Raw genomic sequence first — 18,465 nt, forward strand, 5'->3', positions numbered from 1 at the left:
TCGTCGGTCTTCTGCTCACGCCACGCCTCCTCTGGCGCGTAAGTTGCGGTTTTATCTCACTTAAAAACAGCAATCCAATAATCCTTGCGAAAATAAACTATTAGCTTCGACAATTGATGCGCCACGCGTCGCCTGCAATCATTGTCCGACCCCCAACGTCACAATTGGAACGCCCCGTGGATGACAGCAACGGTGATGCGGGCCCAGTGCAATTCCATGGATGGTCGCGTCGGAAGTTCCTTCTGGCGTCTGCCTCGATGGCGTTGCTCGCGGCCTGCCGGCGCAGCGATGAACCCGCTGCCAGCACCCAGCCAAGCGCCAACCAGACCCCACGCCGCGATGCGGCAGCAGCGGGCAGCACCGCTGCAGACACCGAATTCCTTGCGCTCTCCGTGGCCTTGACCGGCAAGGCCGATCTGGATCCGTCGGTCGCCGGCAGAATCCGCGCCGCGCTGGCTTCACTGGATCCGGCGACCACCGCCGCACTTCCCGCGCTGAAGCGTGTGGCCGCCACCGCGGACTCCCCGGCGAAGATCGTCGCGTCGCCAGGCGTGCGCGATGCGGCACTGGCCATCATCGCCGCGTGGTACACCGGCACGGTAGGGAAGGGCACCGCCGCCGTTACCGTCGCCTACCGTGACGCGCTCATGCAGCGCCCGGTTGCCGACGGGTTGTTCCCGGCGACGTATGCGCTGGGTGGCCCGGCCTGGTGGGTCGCCGCACCGCCGGCCGCCATCGCCCTGCGCTGACCCACCGCCTTCCTGTCGATTGCCGCGTGGCGTGCCAACGCCGCGCTTTCCGAGTGCATTCCCGTGAAAAAACCAACATTCAACAGCGGTGACGTCGATGCAGACGTCATCGTGGTAGGTTCCGGCGTCGTTGGCGCCCTGATCGCCAACCAGCTGGCCGCCGCCGGTCGCTCCGTCGTGATTCTGGAAGCCGGTCCCCGCCTGGAGCGGGCCGAAATCGTCCAGAACTGGCGCAACGCCAGCTTCGAGCGCCGCATCGGCAGCGACTTCCAGGGGCCGTACCGTCAGTCGCCACTGGCCACTGCGCCGCTGTACTTTCCGCCCAATGATTACGTGGCCCTTTCCGGGCCGGACGGCAACAGCTTCCGCCAAGGCTTCATCAAGGCCGTCGGCGGCACCACCTGGCATTGGGCTGCCTCGTGCTGGCGCCATCTGCCGGTCGATTTCAAGATGAAGTCCGCCTACGGGGTTGGCCGCGACTGGCCGATTGCCTATTCGGACATCGAGTCGTACTACTGCCGCGCCGAAGAGGCGATGGGCGTCTCCGGACCGAACGATCCCGAGCGCCAGAGCCCGCGCGAGCGCTCCAAGCCGTACATCGCCGACATGATTCCGTGGGGCCATGGCGATACCACCTTCGCCGAGGTGGTCAACCCGCATGGCTACAACCTGGTGCCGATTCCGCAAGGGCGCACCATCCAGCCGTTCAACGAGCGCCCGGCGTGCTGTGGCAACAACAACTGCCAGCCCATCTGTCCGATCGGCGCCATGTACAACGGCGTCCACACAGTGGATGCGGCCGAGAAAAAGGGCGCGGTGGTGCTGGACGAGGCCGTGGTGTACCGCATCGACACCGACCAGAACAACACCGTCACGGCGGTGCACTGGTACGACCGTGAGCGTGTCAGCCACAAGGCCACCGGACGGCAGTTCGTGATCGCGTGCAACGCACTGGAAACGCCGCGCCTGCTGCTGTTGGCCGCCAACGCGCAGAACCCGAACGGCATCGCCAATTCTTCCGACCAGGTCGGCCGCAACATGATGGATCACTCGGGCTTCCATTGCTCCTTCATCGCCGACCGTCCCATCTGGCTCGGGCGCGGTCCCGCGCAGTCCAGCTGCATGGTGGGCCCGCGCGATGGCAGCTTCCGCTCGGAGTACTCGGCCAACAAGATCATCCTCAACAACATCAGCCGCGTTCCGGTGGCCACCCAGCAGGCGCTCAAGATGGGTCTCGTCGGCGAGGCGCTGGACGCCGAGATCCGCCGGCGCGCGGTGTACGGCGTGGACCTCTCGATCAGCCTCGAGCCGCTGCCGGATCCGAGCAACCGCCTGACGCTGTCGAAATCGCGTGTCGATGGCCTCGGCCTGGCCTGCCCGGATATCCACTATTCGCTGGGCGACTATGCGCGCAAGGGCTACGACAAGGCCTGCGAGCAGCTGCGCCATATCGGCACCTTGTTCAATGCCGACGAGTTCGAGATCACCACTGCGCTCAATGCCAACAACCACATCATGGGCTCCACCATCATGGGCAGCGATCCGCGCGATTCGGTGGTGGATGAGAACTGCCGCGCGCACGACCACGCCAACCTGTGGTTGCCCGGCGGCAGCGCGATGGTGTCGGCAAGCGTGGTCAACAGCACGTTGACCATGGCCGCGCTGGGTTTGAAGGCGGCCGATGCCATCGAGCGTGCCCTGTGAAGTGGCTGACCCTACCGGGCGTGCTCCTGGCACTGATGGCGGCGGCCAACGTCCACGCCGACGACGCGGTCGAGCGCGGACGTTACCTGGCCACGGCCGGCGACTGCATGGCCTGCCACACCAAGCCGAATGGCGGCAAGGACTATGCAGGCGGTTACTCCATCGCCTCGCCGATGGGCGAGATCTGGGCCAGCAACATCACGCCCTCGGTGAAGTTCGGCATCGGCAGCTACAGCGAGGCGGACTTCGAACGTGCCGTTCGCCAGGGCATCCGCAAGGACGGCGCCCGCCTGTACCCGGCGATGCCGTACACGTCCTACGCGAAGCTGACCGATCGTGACGTGCGCGATCTGTATGCCTACTTCATGGCCGAGGTCAAACCGGTCGAGCAGCTCTCGCCGTCCACCGACCTGCCGTTCCCGTTCAACGTGCGCCTGTCGATGGCCGGCTGGAACCTGCTGTTCCTTGATCGCACGGCGGTGCCATCCGATTCGTCCAAGAGCGCGCAATGGAACCGCGGCGCCTACCTGGTTGAAGGCCTGGAACACTGCGGCAGCTGCCACACGCCGCGCGGCCTGATGATGCAGGAAAAGTCGGGCCAAGCGCTGTCGGGCGGTTCGTTGGGGCTGTGGTATGCCCCGAACATCACCTCGGACAAGGTCAGTGGTATTGGTGCCTGGACCGACCAGGACATCGCCCAGTACCTCAAGACCGGCAAGGTCGCCGGCAAGGCCCAGGCGGGCGGCGGCATGGCCGAGGCCATCACGCACAGCCTGTCCAAGCTCACCGATCAGGACATCGCCTCCATCGTGACCTACCTGAGGACCGTGCCAGCGGTCGCGGACCCCTCGATGAGCAGGAACGCCTCATCGTGGACGCTGCGCACAGGCGCGGGAGCAGGGGAGGCCCGAATCCGTGGCACCGGTCTGCCACTGTCCGACGGCCACGTGCTCTATGACGGTGTCTGTGCCAGCTGCCATGGCACGCGCGGGGAGGGCAGTGCCGATCAGTACTACCCCTCGCTGGTCAACAACAGCACGGTCGGTGCCGCCACGCCGCAGAACCTGATTGCCACCATTCTCACCGGCGTGGATCGTGAGGTGGCCGGCGAACACACGGTGATGCCGCATTTCTCCACCGGCTCCTACGTACAGCGGTTGAGCGACGAAGAGGTGGCCAGCGTTGCCACCTATGTCCGTCAACAGTTCGGTCCGGGCGACAGCGTTTCTGCAGCGGACGTGCGCCTGGCGCGAGCAGGCGGTCCCAGGCCGCTGTTGATGACGTTGACCACCTACGGCCTGCCGCTTGGTGGGCTGGTGATCATTGCATTGGGTATCTGGATCTGGCGGCGCAGGGCGGCCCGGAAGAGGAGGGCGCTGTGATGCGCGCATCTGTAGTGGTGTTGTCGATCAGTTCCGTGCTGGCATGTCAGCCGGCGATGGCCGCTGATGGTGTTCCGGCCAAGCCGGTGGAGTCCGTCAAGCAGGTTCCGTTGAGTACCGGCCTGCCAGCGCGCGACTGGTTGCAGGACCGCGGCGTCACCCCGACGGCGCGCGTGGTGGTGTCCTCGAGTTACGTCGACGGTGGCTACCGTGGCTCGGGCACCGCCACGGCAACCCATGTTGATTTCGGCGCTGTCGTGGACACCGGCAAGGCATTCGGCGTGGATGGCACGTTGCGGGTGGTCTTGTCGGATCGGTTCGGACAAGCGGCGCACGACCGCTACACCGGCAGCTACATCCAGAACCAGGCGTTCTGGGGGCAGGGGCAGAACTTCCGTCTCAACGAGGTCTCTTACGAGCGTGCGCTGCTGGACAAGCGGCTCAGCCTGAAGGGTGGCTTCTTCTCGATGGGCAATGATTTCGGCGGGCTGCCTTACACCTGCAATTTCAACAACAACGGGCAGTGTGGTCATCCGCTCGGACCGATCTACAGCTCCGGCTGGCTCGACAATCCGACCGGGCAATGGGGCCTACGCGTCAAATGGACCGACCCTTCCGGCTGGTACGCGCAGACCGGTGTGTTCGACGTGAATCCGTCCCGCAAGCAGGCCGACAACGGTTTCAAGCTGTCGTTTGATGGCAACACCGGTCTGTTCTTCCCGGTCGAGCTGGGCTACGTGAACGACCCCGGTCAGCGCGGGTACGGCGGGACCTACAAAGCCGGGTACTACTGGGACACCTCGAACGCGGCCGTTCTGGACAATCCCGGGGCGCGCGAAGCTTCGCATCGCAGCGGCGAGTATGTGCAACTGGCGCAGCGCATCTGGAAACCGGAAGAAGAGACGGTACGCGGCATTTCGGCCTTCGCCATCGGTACGCAGGCCGATGTACGCACCGGCACGCTGCGCCGTTCGTGGGAGCTCGGCGTCAGTTGGCGCGGTCCATTCCGGTCACGCGAGGACGATATCCTGAGCGTGGGTTGGACGCGGCTGGATTTCTCACGGCGGCTGCAGGCGTACCAGCAGGCTTCCGGCCAGCAGGTGCAGACCCGGGAAGAAATGCTGGAGCTCAACTATGGCGCCCAGGTGGCACCGTGGCTGGTACTGCGTCCGGCGCTGCAATATGTGACGCGGCCGTCAGGGTTGTCAGAGCGGCCGGATGCGTGGGTGTTTACGTTGCAGGCGCAGGCTACGCTTTGAACGGTTGTGGTTTGGAGGGGGATTGGGGCGCGCTGCAGAGAGGTGGCGCGCTGGCTTCATCGTAGGGTGTAAGGATGAAGCTGCCTGGGTTGGAGTGAAGTATTGGGGGTCGGTTCGGGGTCTGGCCGGCCATCCGCGTTCTTACATAATATACATTATGCGAAATGGTAGATCTGTCCTAGCCACGCTATTTCAGGTGGCTGGGTCCCGCTTCAACGATCGACTGGATTGTTCGTCAGCAGACAATTCTGCCCCGTTGAGGCAGAGATTCTGGTCCGCAAGGCAGACATTCTTGGGCCGCCGCAAGCCGTCGCAGAAATTTCTGGGTGCTAGTTGTCTGGTTGAACAAAGTTCCGCCCTTGGATCGCCTGGGTGCGCCGGGTTCAAATGCAGCCATCCTGCCCGCAGAGTGCAGCCATCCAGCCCTCAGTCTGCGTTAGATCTGGGGCTTCTACCGTTAAATTTCCTGCAAATTCTCTCGATCCGGGGACTAAAATTGCAGTGCCACATCGTCTTGGTCTTCCTAGTGGGAAATGCAATGAACTCCCTGTCTACCTTGCAACAGATGATCATCGTCGCCGGCGTCGCTATAGCGCTTGTTGTTTCCATTACCGTGGCGGCAGTTCGGCTGGCCAACCGCCAGAATGCAGCAGAAGCCCGAGACCTGGCTGGAGGAAAATGCCCTTGTTGTGGCAAATCTCTTGATGGCTGAAGTGTTCCTAATTAATGGCCTTGGCTGAGATCTACGCAAGCCCGCGTTCCTAGTTTGTGGCCTTGGATGAGCTCTTCTTAGCTCGCTGCTTGGGGCTTGTCTTCCGTGGACCGGAAGTTACCTGGCTTCGTCTAAGGGCAGCCTCTAGATCCGCCGGCAAGTTCTGGAGCTTGGCCAGTTGCTCTTCTAGCGCTGCAGATCGGCCGCGCTGATTGTCTACCATCTGTAGTGCATCCGCAGTAGCTGAGTGTGCCTTTTCGAGGCTGCCCCGCATCTCTGCTTCAATTGATGCATGTCTTTTCAGTGCGCTGGCTAGCTGCGCCTGCAGCACCTTGCTCTCTTGCCTAGCGCGATCAAGCTCACCCAATGCGCGGTTTTCGACAGATCTGACGTGCTCAGCCAGGCTCTCGCGCTCAGATCTCGCGGATTCCTCAGTCTTTTGGAGCCTGTCGTAGAGCGCTTGGCGTGAGGCCTCCACTTGGTCAAGTCGCTGAATAGCGGCGGTTCGTTGCTCGGCCAGTTCCGCAGCCTGCAGCTGAAGCTGGTCGACCAATCGCTGCAATTCGGTGGCGCGGGTGCATGCGATGCGTTCCGCGGCAATTGCCGCCTCCGATCTCGCATGGACAGCGCTTATCTCGCCTGCAAGTGCCTTGGACCGGACAAGAAGCTCCTCTTGTTTGAGTGCAAGGTCCTCGCGCACCTCGGAGAACTCAGCAAGGACCGCATCACGCGCATGTTCTAGCGCTAGCGCCCACCATTGCCCGGCAAGCTTCCCCACCACAGCCGGAGCGTCTTTCACGACTGAACTCTCAGGGTACAACCGACTTCCGAGGCTTTGCCACCACGTCTCCAGCAAGCGGGTTACCGTGTTCGGGGAGCCCGTACCTAGGTGCGCCCGGACGCGCTCCACCGTCGGGCGCTCGCCCTTTGCCACAAGCGCGTCAGCGGCGCCGTGCACGTCCAGTTCCGTGATGCCGCGAGCCATTGAACTATCTCCTGTGCGGGCGCCCTGCCCCGTTGATTCCGTACTGGCGATAAGTGATGATTATCGCGGGTATAAACTCTAGTTCGTAGTATACATTACATAGTATGAAAGATAATTCTATGCTTCCCGTACTCGGCGCGACGGCCGCCAGCTTGGTGCTGCCGGAACAGCTGGCCCAGCAGGCCGCCGACGCGGTCCGCGAGCTGCTGGCCGAAGCCGCCGCCGAGAACACCACCCGTAGCTACACCAGCGCCCTGCGCTACTGGGTCGGCTGGCATTCGGCGCGCTACGGCATCGAGCTGGCTTTGCCTGTACCCGAAGCCACCGTGCTGCAGTTCGTGGTCGACCATGTCCAGCGCCGCTCGACCGAGGGCGAATTGGCCTGGGAACTGCCGCCCACCGTCGACCAGGCCTTGGTGGCCGCTGGCCTCAAGGCCAAGCTCGGCCCGTGGACCTTGGCCACCGTGCGGCATCGGGTCGCCGTCCTGTCCACGGCGCACCGGCTCAAGCAAGCACCCAACCCCTGCGAGCAGCCGGCGATCCGCACCGTGCTCAGTCGCGCCGCGCGGGCGGCAGTCAAGCGCGGCGAGCGGCCGCGCAAGAAGACTGCCATCACCCTGCCCGAGCTGGAAGCGCTGCTGGCCACCTGCGATGACAGCCTGGAAGGGATTCGCGACCGTGCCCTGCTCTGCTTCGGGTTTGCCAGTGGCGGCCGCCGACGCAGCGAGATCGCTGCGGCCGACCTTCGTGACCTACGCCGCATCGGTGAAGCGGGCTATATCTACCGACTGGAACACAGCAAGACCCAGCAGGCCGGCGTCACCGCGACCTCCACGCCCGACAAGCCGGTGCTGGATCGGGCTGCCCTCGCCCTCCAGGACTGGTTGGAGGCCTCCGGGATCACCGAGGGGGCGATCTTCCGGCGGCTGTGGAAACAGCGCGTGGGCCCTGCCCTGTCCCCGGCGGCGGTGGGTGAGATAGTGCAGCGGCGGGCGCGCCTGGCTGGGCTGGAGGGGGATTTTGGCGGGCACAGCCTGCGGTCGGGGTTCGTGACCGAGGCCAGCCGCCAAGGGGTAGCGTTGCCGGCCATCATGCAGTTGACCGAGCACCGATCGGTGTCGAGCGTGGTGGGCTACTTCCAGACAGGCGGGGCCACGGCGAATCCCGCCGCTCGTCTTTTGGAGGACGATTAGGAGTGGCGGAAACAGTGGGACTTCACCCCCCCTATTGACGTGCGGGCCATCGAGCAGCAGCACCATCGTCCACGGAGCAACCATGGATCTGAAAGACCTGACCAAACTGGGTGACCTTTCCAGCCCCCTGGAACTCCTGTCGAAGGGCCCCAAGGCGTTGGCGGCTTGGATGGAGAAGCGCACGCGGGAGCGGTACGAGGAATTTGCCCGCTCAGCGCTGGATGGCGGCGTATTCCCGGAGAACGCGGAGGCCATGACGCCGGAGGACTTCCTTGCCATGATTCGAGCCCTAGAGTTGGACGTTGAAGCCGAGAAGGCGACCGTTTACGGTCGCCTGGCCTGCTCCATTGCCACGGGCAAGGTAAAAGGCCACTTCAAGCGGCACTTCATCAAGGCCCTCAGTGAGCTGTCTTTCGGGCAAGTCGATCTTCTGCGCATGGCTTGGATTGCCAAGCGCTTCGACGTGTATCCGGGCGGCGGTGGTGGCAGCCGAGAACCCAGAGAATTCTTGGGTTTTGATTCGAAAAACAGCATCAACCGGCTGACGTTCGAGCGCCTAGGGATGCTCGGAGAGAAGGAACTGAGCTCGACGGGAAGTCAGTTCGTGGAATCCTGTTTCCGCGCCGACGAGCTGGAACCGTCGTCAGTGGGCTTCCGTTTGTGGGCTAAAGGCATCGTCCATACGGTGTGCAACGAGATTGGTATCCCCGGATGTGCCCCATTCCTTCGCGAAATGTCAGAAGGCTGCCACCGTGAAGCGATACGCAATCCGAAAACGGCGGCCCGGCGAGGACACTCCACGCGCGCGATGAGGCTCGGCCCCTTGATGGTCGTCCTGCTCGCTGAGGATCCCCAGAGACTTATTGCAGAATGGACTGCCGTTGGGGATGTCATTCGCGGGGCAGACAAGGTGATGGTGGCGACGACTGATTCGACCGCGGTTCTACCACCCGAGATGGAAGGCTTCGAACGAATCGATGCGTCGAAGGAGAACCTCACCTCTGCGGTGAACACCGTGCTTGCCAGGTTCGAGGAAAGCGGCTTGCGATAGAGCTACCCTGAAGTTCCCTGAGCATTCCCGGGCCAGCGGGTGAACACGGCCTTGCGTAGCTTGTTAAAGGCCGCCTGGGCCTCAGGACCAAGTGATGCCATGTAGCGGGCCAACGCATCGATCTGACGCATCGCAACCGATCTGGCAATCATGTCCGATGGAAGTTCGCCTTCAGCGATGAGAGCTTGAATGTCAGCCTTGACCCTGCCCACGGCCACGTGAAGTCTCTGGGGAATGACCTGAGGCCATTCACCGGGGCCTCTACGATAAAACCCGGACTCTAAGGAGCCCCGCTACTGAAGGCAGAGGACGTCATTCCCACTTTGCTGCACGCACGTACCGGGATCGAAACTTGACGACGGGAATACAACGAGGAACGACCGAAGAAGATCCTGGGAGGTCTGACGCCGGCCGCCTATGCCCAACAACTCGCGGCCAAAACCGCCAAGACTAAATCTGGACTCTAAAGGGCCCCGCTACTGAAAGCGGGGGGGGGGGGGCGTCGGAGGCGGGCTATATCTCTCGGATGGAGCACAGCAAGAGCCAGCAGGCCGGCGTCACCGCCACTTGGTCCCCGGACAAACCGGTGCTGGATCGGGTCGCCCTCGCCCTGCAGGATTGGTTGGAGGCCTCCGGGATCACCGAGGGGCGATCTTCCGGTGACTATGGAAACAGCGCGTCGGCCCTGCCCTGTCCCGTACTGTGGTAGGCGAGATCGTGCAGCGGCGGGCGCGTCTGGCCGGGCGGGAGGGGGATTTTGGCGGGCACAGCCTGCGATCGGGGTTTGTCACCGAGGCCAGCCGCCAGGGCATGGCGCTGCCAGCGATCATGCAGCTGACCGAGCACCGCTCGGTGTCGAGCCCTATGCTGTGGCCTGCTCTTCTGCAGCGCCCATATTTGCCGAGTAGTGATCGCCAAACCCTGCGGCCACGAACACAGCCTGGAACTTGGTGAAGTAGTAGCTCAGATCGTACTGATTGAAGTCCATCACCGTGATGTTAATCCCATCCTTGTGTGATCCTCGATCTAGGTAGCGCGCCAAGGGAGCGAAGGTTGCGTCTTCGTCGCCGACCTTCTTTAAGGCCTCTTTGAACTTGTCCTCTTGATGCGTGAACCAGAAAAAGTGTTCGAGGATGCAACGCATGGCGTTGGGCACCATGATCGCAGGCATGTTGGAGTCACGCGCGTCTCGTAGCACTTGCCACAGCGCCTGGTAGTCGTTCATGAGCTCGGCAGCCTTCATGGGCACGACTTTGGTGTGCTCGGACTTCACAACACGCAGGAGCTGGCACTTCTTTGACGCCTTGGCAAGATCGGATCCGCCGATCGTCTGCCGAAGCACTTCGTGCAGGAAGAACAGATTGTGTGTCAGGACGATCACCTGGCGCGGCCTGGGTGTTCCATCTTCCGGCTTGATCAGCTCTCCGTAGATGATGGAGGCAATGTCAAACACAAAATTGTGAGACAAGCTGGATATAGGATCATCAATGACCGCAATGGTCCTCCCGAGATCGACAGCGCCGGCTTCGGCGGTGTCTGAGCCGCCAAGGCATTCCAGGTAGTAGAGAAAGGAAATGAGAGTCTTCTCGCCTTCGCTCAATGACTTCATATCTCCTTCGGCTTGCCCGGGGCGCGCTAAACAATACAGATTTCCTTCGCCGGCTTTCCTGGCGATCGAGTATGACGCAATCCCCATCCGCGCGAGGCGCGAATTGATCTTATCCACCGAGGCACCAACACCGCTTTGCACACGACGCAGTTCCTTTAGCCGGGCGGCGACAGCCGTCAGCGCCTCACTTACCTCCACCTTTTCTTCCTTGTCCTTCTTCAGCACCTCCACTAGCGGGTCTTTGCCCGCTTTGTATGTGTCATAGACGGGCGCCCGCTCCCTTCGCATGACTTGCCAGAACATGGTCTTGATGCGCTCACGCTCAGCCACTCGATCCGCCACTCGGGTGTTGAACTGAGTGATCCGTTCGTTCACGGTAGCGATCGCCTTCGCGAAACTCTCAGTATCACTGGCTTCCAGCACAACACTCTCGCCCGGCTTTTCAATCTTCGACAGCATCGAGGCGGCGTTAGCCTTGATCTGCGCATGAAATAGATCCCAAGCCTGCTCCAGCCCCGGCTCTTCCTTGGAGAACGTCTGTTCGAGCATGGTCTTAGCTGCCACCTCGATCTCGGCAACACGCTGGGCATAGGTGTCGGAAAGCGACTGGATCCGGTCGAGCTTCGACTGCCTGTCTCCGTCCAGTAGCAACGCTAGATCTTTGGCGAAGCCAGCCGGCAGGTACTGCTGACAGAACGGGCACTCTGGATCATGCGCAAACTTTCGCCCCTGGCCCACCCAATCGCTATTACCCCACTTTTCGATGAGCGGGGCCAGACGACTGGTCGCAGAGACGGCAATCACCTCGCCCCAGATGACGTCAGCTTCAACGATAGCGAGTCCAGTTAGATTCAGAGAAATCTTGGGCTGGGAACTCTCTGTGCTGTTGGCGTCTGCCAGTCTTTGCTTTAAGCGATCAAGGTCGTCTAGCTCTGCATCGTCAGCAACGGTGCAAGTGCCCAGCTCCTCGAAGAACTTCTGACGATCAGAGTGAAAGCCCTTCATCAAGTCCCGGAATGGCCCTTGATCGTGGTCAGAATGTGCCTTCCAAGCACCAGCAATGGCAATGTCCCGAACTGCCTTGCCTGCGTCAATCGTCTGCTGGATCTTCGCGTCCAACGCCGTCGATTGCCCTTCAAGCTTTTCGGCTTCGGCTTGCTTCTCTTCGATCTCAGCCTGGGTGGCGGCGTCTTGGACGCCAATGGTGAAGATTCCGGGCACACCCTCGGCCGTGCGGATTACCTTATCTACGAAGCGCTGGTTATAGACGAGAATTCGATAGTCAGCGTTATTGCTAGTTTCCAAGGCGCAGTGGGCAAACTCTGCTTCGTTCCCAGCCAATCCTTGGATCACCTCGCCGATGGCTGATTTGCCGGCGCCATTGATGCCGTAGAGAAAAACTGGCTGGGGCGGCGTGTTCGACTCAAAGTGGATGGGGGTAGCTGTCGTTGGATGGAAGCTCTTGTATCGGCGAATGGATAGCCCCGTGATCACTGCGCACCCCCTGTGCTGACCTATTCCCCTGATCATAGTCCTATCCGGGCCGCCAAGGGAAAGGGAGGGCTTTCCGGTTCTCGCCTACCCTGCCCTCGACTTCTGGCGATTAAGGGGGGGGGCGGATCTGTCGCGCCTGTTGAGCTGCTTGCGGAACTGACATCCTTCATGCCGTACGTGTGAACGACAACATCTGGGTCGCATAGCTGGACCGGCACAGGCACTGGCAGGCGTCGGGCCTGTCTGCGCCTACAGCAACTATGAGCAAGGGCGGATTGGCGCGAATACATTGGTGGTCAGCCACGACGCGTGCCTACGCGCGGATGTCCAGCAAATAACCGCACGGCGGAGCGCGGTCTCGGCGAGCAGGTTGGCAAAGGCCATCCTCCCACACCCGTTCGGCTGGATGGGATAGGCGCCGCCGGCATGTAGTGTCAGGCTACATACTGCAGAAGTGCGTCACAGAGTCCTGTTAAGACGCATCTTGGTATCTGACAGAAGCGAGTGAACGAGAGAGTTGAAGTCCTTGTCAAAGCCTCCGATCGACGAGGTTTTGACGTCCGGGAAGCACGTCTGCAGATACGTCGAGGGTACCCATCCTTCGTACTGAGGGGCGCCCAGACCGCCAAAGACATCCGACATCGGATGTATGGTCATCGCTGCGACAGCATGCTGGAAGGTCTCTGCTCCGAAGACCAGGTAGGGGACTCGCTGCTTCAGGTCGGCCGGCAGCCCAGACTTTTCAAGTCCTTCTGTGACGAGACGCTCCAGCATATCGGTAGCGACGTTGCTGAAAAGCAGCCAGTCCTCAAGCGTTATCACAATGGAGAATATGCGGCATTGTGCATCATTTGTTGCGTCAGGTTTGCTAGTTTCCCGGTCAATGTTTCGGTAGTTCTGAAGGATGGCGTTGGCTAGGTACTGAATTTCGCTGCGCAAATCCTCCAGCTTCTCTGCAACCCGGCCGCGCAACGCCAGACGCTTCGCCTTGCACTCGATGTACGCCCTGCTTTGATCTTGGTCGATTATGAAATCGGCGCCAGCGAACTCGAGCTTCCCGACTCGCTGTTTGGCAGGCTGGGAGACCGAGTAAGTGGATGGAAGAGACTGCAGCATGCGGCCAATGATGTACTCGACCCCATCGCCATATGCTCTCTCAAAGCCCGCGCCCTTGGTGGCTACGTCGAAGAAGATGCCCTCGGTGAGCCTGCTCTCCACTGCGTATGGTAGGGGGCAGATCAGTCTTTCGGGATGGTCCGCATCAAAAGCGACCAGCGGCTTGAAGTGAAGCGCGTTGAACGTGTATTCCCAACAGTCGCCAAGGCGCTGGTCATCTATGAGCTTCTTCCGAATTTCGTCAGTCGTTCCCACGACTCTTGAAAAGAACCGCTCAGCAGAGCCCGGATCGATGCCCAATACTGAATAATCTGTGAGTCGGTTATTGCAGGGCCGCTGAGCTGAAGCACTAATCACAGCGAAGGCCATTACGAAGTAGGTGTCTACATCAATTCCGATCTGCGTCTCAAAAAAAGGGGCGAGACTATGGAAGCGATACAGCGCAAGGTAGCGCCCCATTTTTGCGCTGGACAATCTGCTGAACCGTGGGAGCTGCTGATGCGCGATCCGGTGAAGCGTCAGCATCACGCCCCCCTTCTTATCACCGTCGAACACCGCATCGCCGTAGTAGTAAAGCGCGTTCATCGCCCTTGCCAAATCATTCCATGAGGCCAAGGTGCGAACAGACGGCTTGCCGGACCGGTCCGCATGGAGCATCAGTTCCCTACCCAGTATGTCGAGCTGGTGGGGGAATACATGCTTCTCAAGACGAATGTGCACACCGCGACCGTCGATATGCTGGTACTGGTGTGGCAGTGGAATGCCGTCACCGGTCAGCCGGCAGTAGTGCCAGAGGTGAATCAACGAATCCTCAAGTCCGAGGCCCCTCAGCGCTACCTTCACTCTTCCGTAGTCAGCAGACAACTTCCTCACTCCTTGGAATAGGGCGGCATCGGGGCTTCATTGATGGTGCCTGGCACCGGAAAAATTCCAAGCCTGGTACAGCGCTAGCAACAGTTTCACGCCATTGTGCCGGAAAAAAGGGAATGGGCAACTGGCTGTTTAGCAAGGTTAGGCTTGCTTCCTTTCGCTGCTGGACTTGACAAGAGAGGGACTTTGCCTACCCCCGATAAATCTCCCTAATCCCCTGCCCGCCCAGCGTCTGCTTTCGGCCAGCAGCGGACACGGCCAGGAACCAAGATCGGCGCGCGGAAGCGGTTCGTCACCTGTGCTACGTCCGCGACGCGCCTGCACGGGCGAGCCATGAGCCGCCCGTACAGTGGCGAGCAAACGGGACGGCTAGGCTGCAGTGGCCTTAGTGGCAAGCCGAGCGGTCTCCTGGTCGTCTCGCCAACCGGCCGTAGCACCGCCATCCACGCTGAAGTTCTGTCCGGTGACCCAACTGGATTCATCGGATGCCAGATACAGAGCCATGTAGGCGACGTCTTCGCTGGTTCCCGCACGCTGGATAAGCGCGTGACGCAACTGCCAAGCCTTCGCTTCCGGATCCACTGCCTTGTCCGTCGCTGGCGTGCTGATGAACCCTGGTGCGATCGAGTTCGCCCGCACGCCGTGCGGCGCGCCCTCTGCAGCCAAGGCTCGCGTCATTGAAACAATGCCCCCCTTCGCGGTGGCATGGGCAACCTGCGCCAGCGGCTGAATGCCCAGCAAGGCCGAGTAGGAGGCGATGTTGATCAGCGAGCCGCCGCCCTCAATCAGTAGCGGCCACGCAGCACTGGTAGTGTGGAACACCAGATCGAGCTCCACGTTCATCACATGCCGCCACAACTTCAGATCCATCTGTGTAAATGGTGCAAAGCCGAAACCTGCGGCGTTGTTGTAGAGCACGTCGAGGCCGCCCATGCGCTCAGCACTCTCACGCACCCACTTTCCAGCGTCTTCAGGATTGGTCAGGTCCACAGTGTTGGCGAAAGCGGAATATCCCTCGTTGCGTAATGCCTCGGCTGTCGCCTCTGCGGCACCTGGACGGAAGTCGCAGCCGATGACAGTTGCTCCCTGCTGGGCAAACAGGCGCTGTGCCACGGCCCCCTGCCCGCCGCCCGTTCCAGTGATGAGAACACGTTTGCCTTCAAGGCGGCCTGGATTGTTGCTTTTCATGATTCACCTCGCATGACGCTGGATGGAAGAACAGCCTGTCAGGCCGTTTCGAGTGCCGGGTAGTCGACGAATCCGGCTGCGCCACCGGAGTAGAACGTGCTCTTGTCCGGCGCATTGAGTGGCGCGTCGGCGAGCAGGCGCGCCGGCAGATCCGGGTTCGCGATGAAGCTGCTTCCAAACACCGCAGCGTCTGCTCGACCCGCCTGCAACGCATTTTCCGCGCTCGCCTTTTCCAGCCCGCTGCCCAGCAGATACGCGCCGGCGAAGCGCGGGCGCAGCAGGGAATGGTAGTCAGTGTCGCTGCCGAACAGGGCTACATGCAGGTAGGCCAACTTGAGCGGCTTCAACAGGTCCACCAGGTAGGTATAGGTTTCAACCGGGTCAGCGTCGCTGATGTCGTTGAAGTTCATCTCGGGCGAGATCTTCAGACCTACCCGATCAGAGCCTGCTTCTTCGGCCATCGCCTGCAGCACTTCGAGCACGAATCGTGCGCGGTTGGCCAGACTTCCGCCGTACTCGTCGGTGCGATGATTGGTGGACGAGGACAGGAACTGTTCGGGCAGGTAGCCGCTGGCGCCGTGCAGCTCGACGCCATCGAATCCGGCTTCCAGCGCCCGCCGGGTGGCGAGGCGGTAGCTTTCAATGACTTCCTTGACCTCGGCAGTGCTCAGCTCGTGGGGTACTACGAAATCTTTCTGGCCTTCCTGGGTCCAGGTCTGGCCGCTAGCCCTGATGGCCGAAGGAGCGACAGGCTGTGCGCCGCCCGGGAGGAGCAGCGGGTGGGAGACGCGGCCGGTATGCATGATCTGCATGAAAATGCGCCCGCCACGTGCGTGCACGGCGGATGTCACGCGCTTCCACGCGGCGACCTGCGCATCGGTTTCGATTCCGGGGGTGCGCACATAGCCCTTCCCCAGCGCGGAGGGAAATACGCCTTCACTGATGATCAGGCCCGCGCTGGCGCGCTGCTCGTAGTAGGTGGCCACCATGTCGTCGGGTATGCCGGCATCGTTAGCGCGGGAACGCGTCATGGGGGCCATGACGATGCGGTTGGAAAGGGTGTAACGACCCACTTGAACTTCGGTGAACAAGGCGCTCATGTGCAATTCCTGGCCGCGCTGCGGCTCGCATCTGGGGGAAGGCCTCCATCGTGGAGAATTCCGCCTACGGGATAAAGGTGGTAATCTGGAAAATATTGCTCCATAGGTGACGCAATCATGGAACTGTTGAACGACATGGCGCTGTTTGTCGAGGTCGTGAAGGTGATGAGCTTCCGCCGAGCAGCGGAGATCACCGGCATCCCCAACTCAACCATTTCGCGCAGGATCAGCAGCCTGGAGAAGGCGATTGGCCTGCGGCTGATGCACCGGACCACGCGCAAGCTGGAGCTGACTGAAGCCGGGCACCTGTATTACGAGCGTTGCAAGCACATCGTCGAAGAGGCAAGGCTTGCGCACGAGCAGCTTGGCAACATGCTTGCCCAGCCCGCGGGAGTCCTGCGCGTGTCGATGCCGGTAGACTTCGCAGCGATGTACCTGGCAGAGCACATTGCGGATTTTGCCCGCGCCTATCCCGGCATCAGCTTTGAGTTTGACTTGACTCCGCGCCGGGTCGATCTGTTCACCGAACCCTTCGACGTCGCCATTCGCATCGGGGAGTCGGAGAACTCAAGTCTCATAGCGCGCGCGATTGCCAGCTTCTCGGCAGAGCTCTACGCCGCACCTGGGTACTTGTCCGAAGCAGGAGAACCCAAGCATCCCGAGGATCTGACCGCACACCAGTGCTTCCACATGCAGCGCGATGGTGAGTGGACCCTTCAGAATGACAAGGAGAAGCGGAAGGTGCCGGTGGCAGGCCGTTTCATCGTCAACAGCATCGGCATGATGCGTCGCCTGGGTGGACTAGGGTTGGGGATCATCCTGATGCCACCCAAGGCGGTGGAGGAAGACGTGGCAGCTGGCAGGTTGCAGCGGGTCCTGCCGCACTGGAGAGGCGTTCCGCTCACGGCATATGCAATGACCGAAACCAGACTGCTACCAGCGAAAACCCAGCGATTCATCGAGTTCCTGCGTGACCGGCTTTCCACCACGACGCCCCACGCCTCAACAGGCATCTGAAGCAGCAGGTCGGCTAGACCTGCACGCTGCGTTGTTGAATGCTGGCCGGCAGGTGCAGTACCAGGTAGTCGATCAGGCTCCGCACCGACGGCAGCATGCCGCGCGGTGGCGGGTAAAGCAGGTGGATGACATGGGTGGTGGCCGACCAATCGGGCAGCACTACCTCCAACATGCCACTGAGCACCGCACCGGACACGATGGGTTCTGGCAGCAGGGCCACACCCAAGCCATGAATGGCAGCTTCCAGCTGCAGGCGCAGATCATCAGAGGACAGCCGCGGGCCGTGCATCACTGTCTCCTCGCCTTCAAGGCGGGAACTCAGCATCCATCTTGCCTGGCCCTCGTAGGCGTCGCGAAGGCGACTGATCGTGTCCATCGCGGCGAGGTCGCCAGGCCGCCGTGGCCGACCCGTCTGATCAAGCAGCGCCGGGCTCGCGACCAGCACACGTCGTGCGCGCCCCAGCTCTCTTGCCACGAGCCCTGCCGTGTCATCCATGCGTACGTTGGCGCGCACCGCCAGATCGAAGCGTTCCCTGAGCAGGTCCGCCTCAGGGTCGCGCGTGTCCAGTTCCAGCTTTACTTTCGAATGAGACACCAGGTACCCGGGCAGGATCGGGGCCAGATAGCTCTGCGCCATTACCTGGGGGCAACTCAAGCGGACGGTGCCCGAGGGTTCGCGTTTGAGGTGGGCCACACTTTCGTAGGCACTCTTTGCGCCTTCCACCAGACGGCTGGCCTGGGTATACAAGCGCTCGCCCGCTTCGGTCAGGGCGATGCGGCGTGTGGTTCGCTGCAACAGGCGCACCCCCAGTGCATCTTCCAGCGCCGCAACCCGACGACTTAGTCGGGTCTTTTCGATGCCGGATGCTCTCGCAGCAGCAGAAAATCCGCCATGGCGAACTACCGCAGCAAAGTAAGCCAGATCGTTCAGGTCATCCATCGCGCAGCCATTGGTGCAATTCCGCACCAGTCCTTGGTGGTTTTGACATCTTATCGCAACACTGTTGCAAATGTAGGGTAATCGGCTTCGGGGCAC

14 protein-coding genes and 2 pseudogenes are annotated in these 18,465 nt (G+C 61.4%); 10 read left to right on the plus strand and 6 right to left on the minus strand.

What is annotated here, in order from left to right:
- Positions 1-116 precede the first annotated feature (116 nt).
- From AC3ITN_RS09750 to AC3ITN_RS09770, 5 genes are all read left to right on the plus strand, one after another.
- Positions 117-749: a sugar dehydrogenase complex small subunit gene (locus AC3ITN_RS09750; RefSeq protein WP_489392798.1), complete on the plus strand. Its 633-nt coding sequence runs from the start codon at positions 117-119 to the stop codon at positions 747-749.
- 63 nt (positions 750-812) lie between these two features.
- Positions 813-2,453: a GMC family oxidoreductase gene (locus AC3ITN_RS09755; protein WP_489392799.1), complete on the plus strand. Its 1,641-nt coding sequence runs from the start codon at positions 813-815 to the stop codon at positions 2,451-2,453.
- Complete coding sequence (locus AC3ITN_RS09760; RefSeq protein ID WP_489392800.1) at positions 2,450-3,835, plus strand: cytochrome c; 1,386 nt, start codon at positions 2,450-2,452, stop codon at positions 3,833-3,835. The genes AC3ITN_RS09755 and AC3ITN_RS09760 overlap by 4 nt, the downstream gene beginning before the upstream one ends.
- On the plus strand, positions 3,835-5,094 hold the full coding sequence (locus tag AC3ITN_RS09765) for a carbohydrate porin (protein WP_489392801.1): 1,260 nt from the start codon (positions 3,835-3,837) through the stop codon (positions 5,092-5,094). The genes AC3ITN_RS09760 and AC3ITN_RS09765 overlap by 1 nt, the downstream gene beginning before the upstream one ends.
- Positions 5,095-5,632: 538 nt before the next feature.
- Positions 5,633-5,806, plus strand: coding sequence for a hypothetical protein (locus AC3ITN_RS09770; RefSeq protein ID WP_489392802.1), 174 nt, complete (start codon positions 5,633-5,635; stop codon positions 5,804-5,806).
- Between the two features lie 49 nt (positions 5,807-5,855).
- Here the strand turns inward: AC3ITN_RS09770 and AC3ITN_RS09775 are convergent, their stop codons facing one another.
- On the minus strand, positions 5,856-6,791 hold the full coding sequence (locus AC3ITN_RS09775; RefSeq protein ID WP_489392803.1) for a DNA-binding protein: 936 nt from the start codon (positions 6,789-6,791) through the stop codon (positions 5,856-5,858).
- Between the two features lie 104 nt (positions 6,792-6,895).
- Between AC3ITN_RS09775 and AC3ITN_RS09780 the strand changes: the two genes are divergently transcribed.
- From AC3ITN_RS09780 to AC3ITN_RS09795, 4 genes and pseudogenes are all read left to right on the plus strand, one after another.
- On the plus strand, positions 6,896-7,984 hold the full coding sequence (locus AC3ITN_RS09780; RefSeq protein ID WP_489392804.1) for a site-specific integrase: 1,089 nt from the start codon (positions 6,896-6,898) through the stop codon (positions 7,982-7,984).
- A gap of 82 nt (positions 7,985-8,066) precedes the next feature.
- The gene (locus tag AC3ITN_RS09785; protein WP_489392805.1) at positions 8,067-9,035 is read left to right on the plus strand and encodes a hypothetical protein; all 969 of its coding nucleotides are present in this window, start codon (positions 8,067-8,069) and stop codon (positions 9,033-9,035) included.
- Positions 9,036-9,340: 305 nt separating this feature from the next.
- A pseudogene (locus AC3ITN_RS09790) lies at positions 9,341-9,502 on the plus strand (integrase core domain-containing protein); the annotation flags it as partial.
- A gap of 38 nt (positions 9,503-9,540) precedes the next feature.
- Positions 9,541-9,989 (plus strand): annotated as a pseudogene (locus AC3ITN_RS09795) (tyrosine-type recombinase/integrase); the annotation flags it as partial.
- Here AC3ITN_RS09795 and AC3ITN_RS09800 read toward each other — a convergent pair.
- The 4 genes from AC3ITN_RS09800 to AC3ITN_RS09815 all read right to left on the minus strand — a co-directional run bounded on the left by AC3ITN_RS09800 (position 9,898) and on the right by AC3ITN_RS09815 (position 16,412).
- The gene (locus AC3ITN_RS09800) at positions 9,898-12,138 is read right to left on the minus strand and encodes an AAA family ATPase (RefSeq protein WP_489392806.1); all 2,241 of its coding nucleotides are present in this window, start codon (positions 12,136-12,138) and stop codon (positions 9,898-9,900) included. The pseudogene AC3ITN_RS09795 and the gene AC3ITN_RS09800 sit on opposite strands and share 92 nt — an antisense overlap.
- Positions 12,139-12,597: 459 nt before the next feature.
- Complete coding sequence (locus tag AC3ITN_RS09805; protein WP_489392807.1) at positions 12,598-14,118, minus strand: hypothetical protein; 1,521 nt, start codon at positions 14,116-14,118, stop codon at positions 12,598-12,600.
- Between the two features lie 375 nt (positions 14,119-14,493).
- On the minus strand, positions 14,494-15,312 hold the full coding sequence (locus tag AC3ITN_RS09810; protein WP_016903422.1) for an SDR family NAD(P)-dependent oxidoreductase: 819 nt from the start codon (positions 15,310-15,312) through the stop codon (positions 14,494-14,496).
- A gap of 38 nt (positions 15,313-15,350) precedes the next feature.
- Positions 15,351-16,412, minus strand: coding sequence for an alkene reductase (locus AC3ITN_RS09815; RefSeq protein ID WP_481477828.1), 1,062 nt, complete (start codon positions 16,410-16,412; stop codon positions 15,351-15,353).
- Positions 16,413-16,529: 117 nt separating this feature from the next.
- Between AC3ITN_RS09815 and AC3ITN_RS09820 the strand changes: the two genes are divergently transcribed.
- The gene (locus AC3ITN_RS09820) at positions 16,530-17,429 is read left to right on the plus strand and encodes a LysR family transcriptional regulator (RefSeq protein WP_481477826.1); all 900 of its coding nucleotides are present in this window, start codon (positions 16,530-16,532) and stop codon (positions 17,427-17,429) included.
- Positions 17,430-17,442: 13 nt separating this feature from the next.
- Here the strand turns inward: AC3ITN_RS09820 and AC3ITN_RS09825 are convergent, their stop codons facing one another.
- Complete coding sequence (locus tag AC3ITN_RS09825) at positions 17,443-18,369, minus strand: LysR substrate-binding domain-containing protein (RefSeq protein ID WP_489392808.1); 927 nt, start codon at positions 18,367-18,369, stop codon at positions 17,443-17,445.
- Positions 18,370-18,465: the final 96 nt, after the last annotated feature.

It is taken from the genome of Stenotrophomonas sp. KH_036_B, assembly GCF_057839485.1.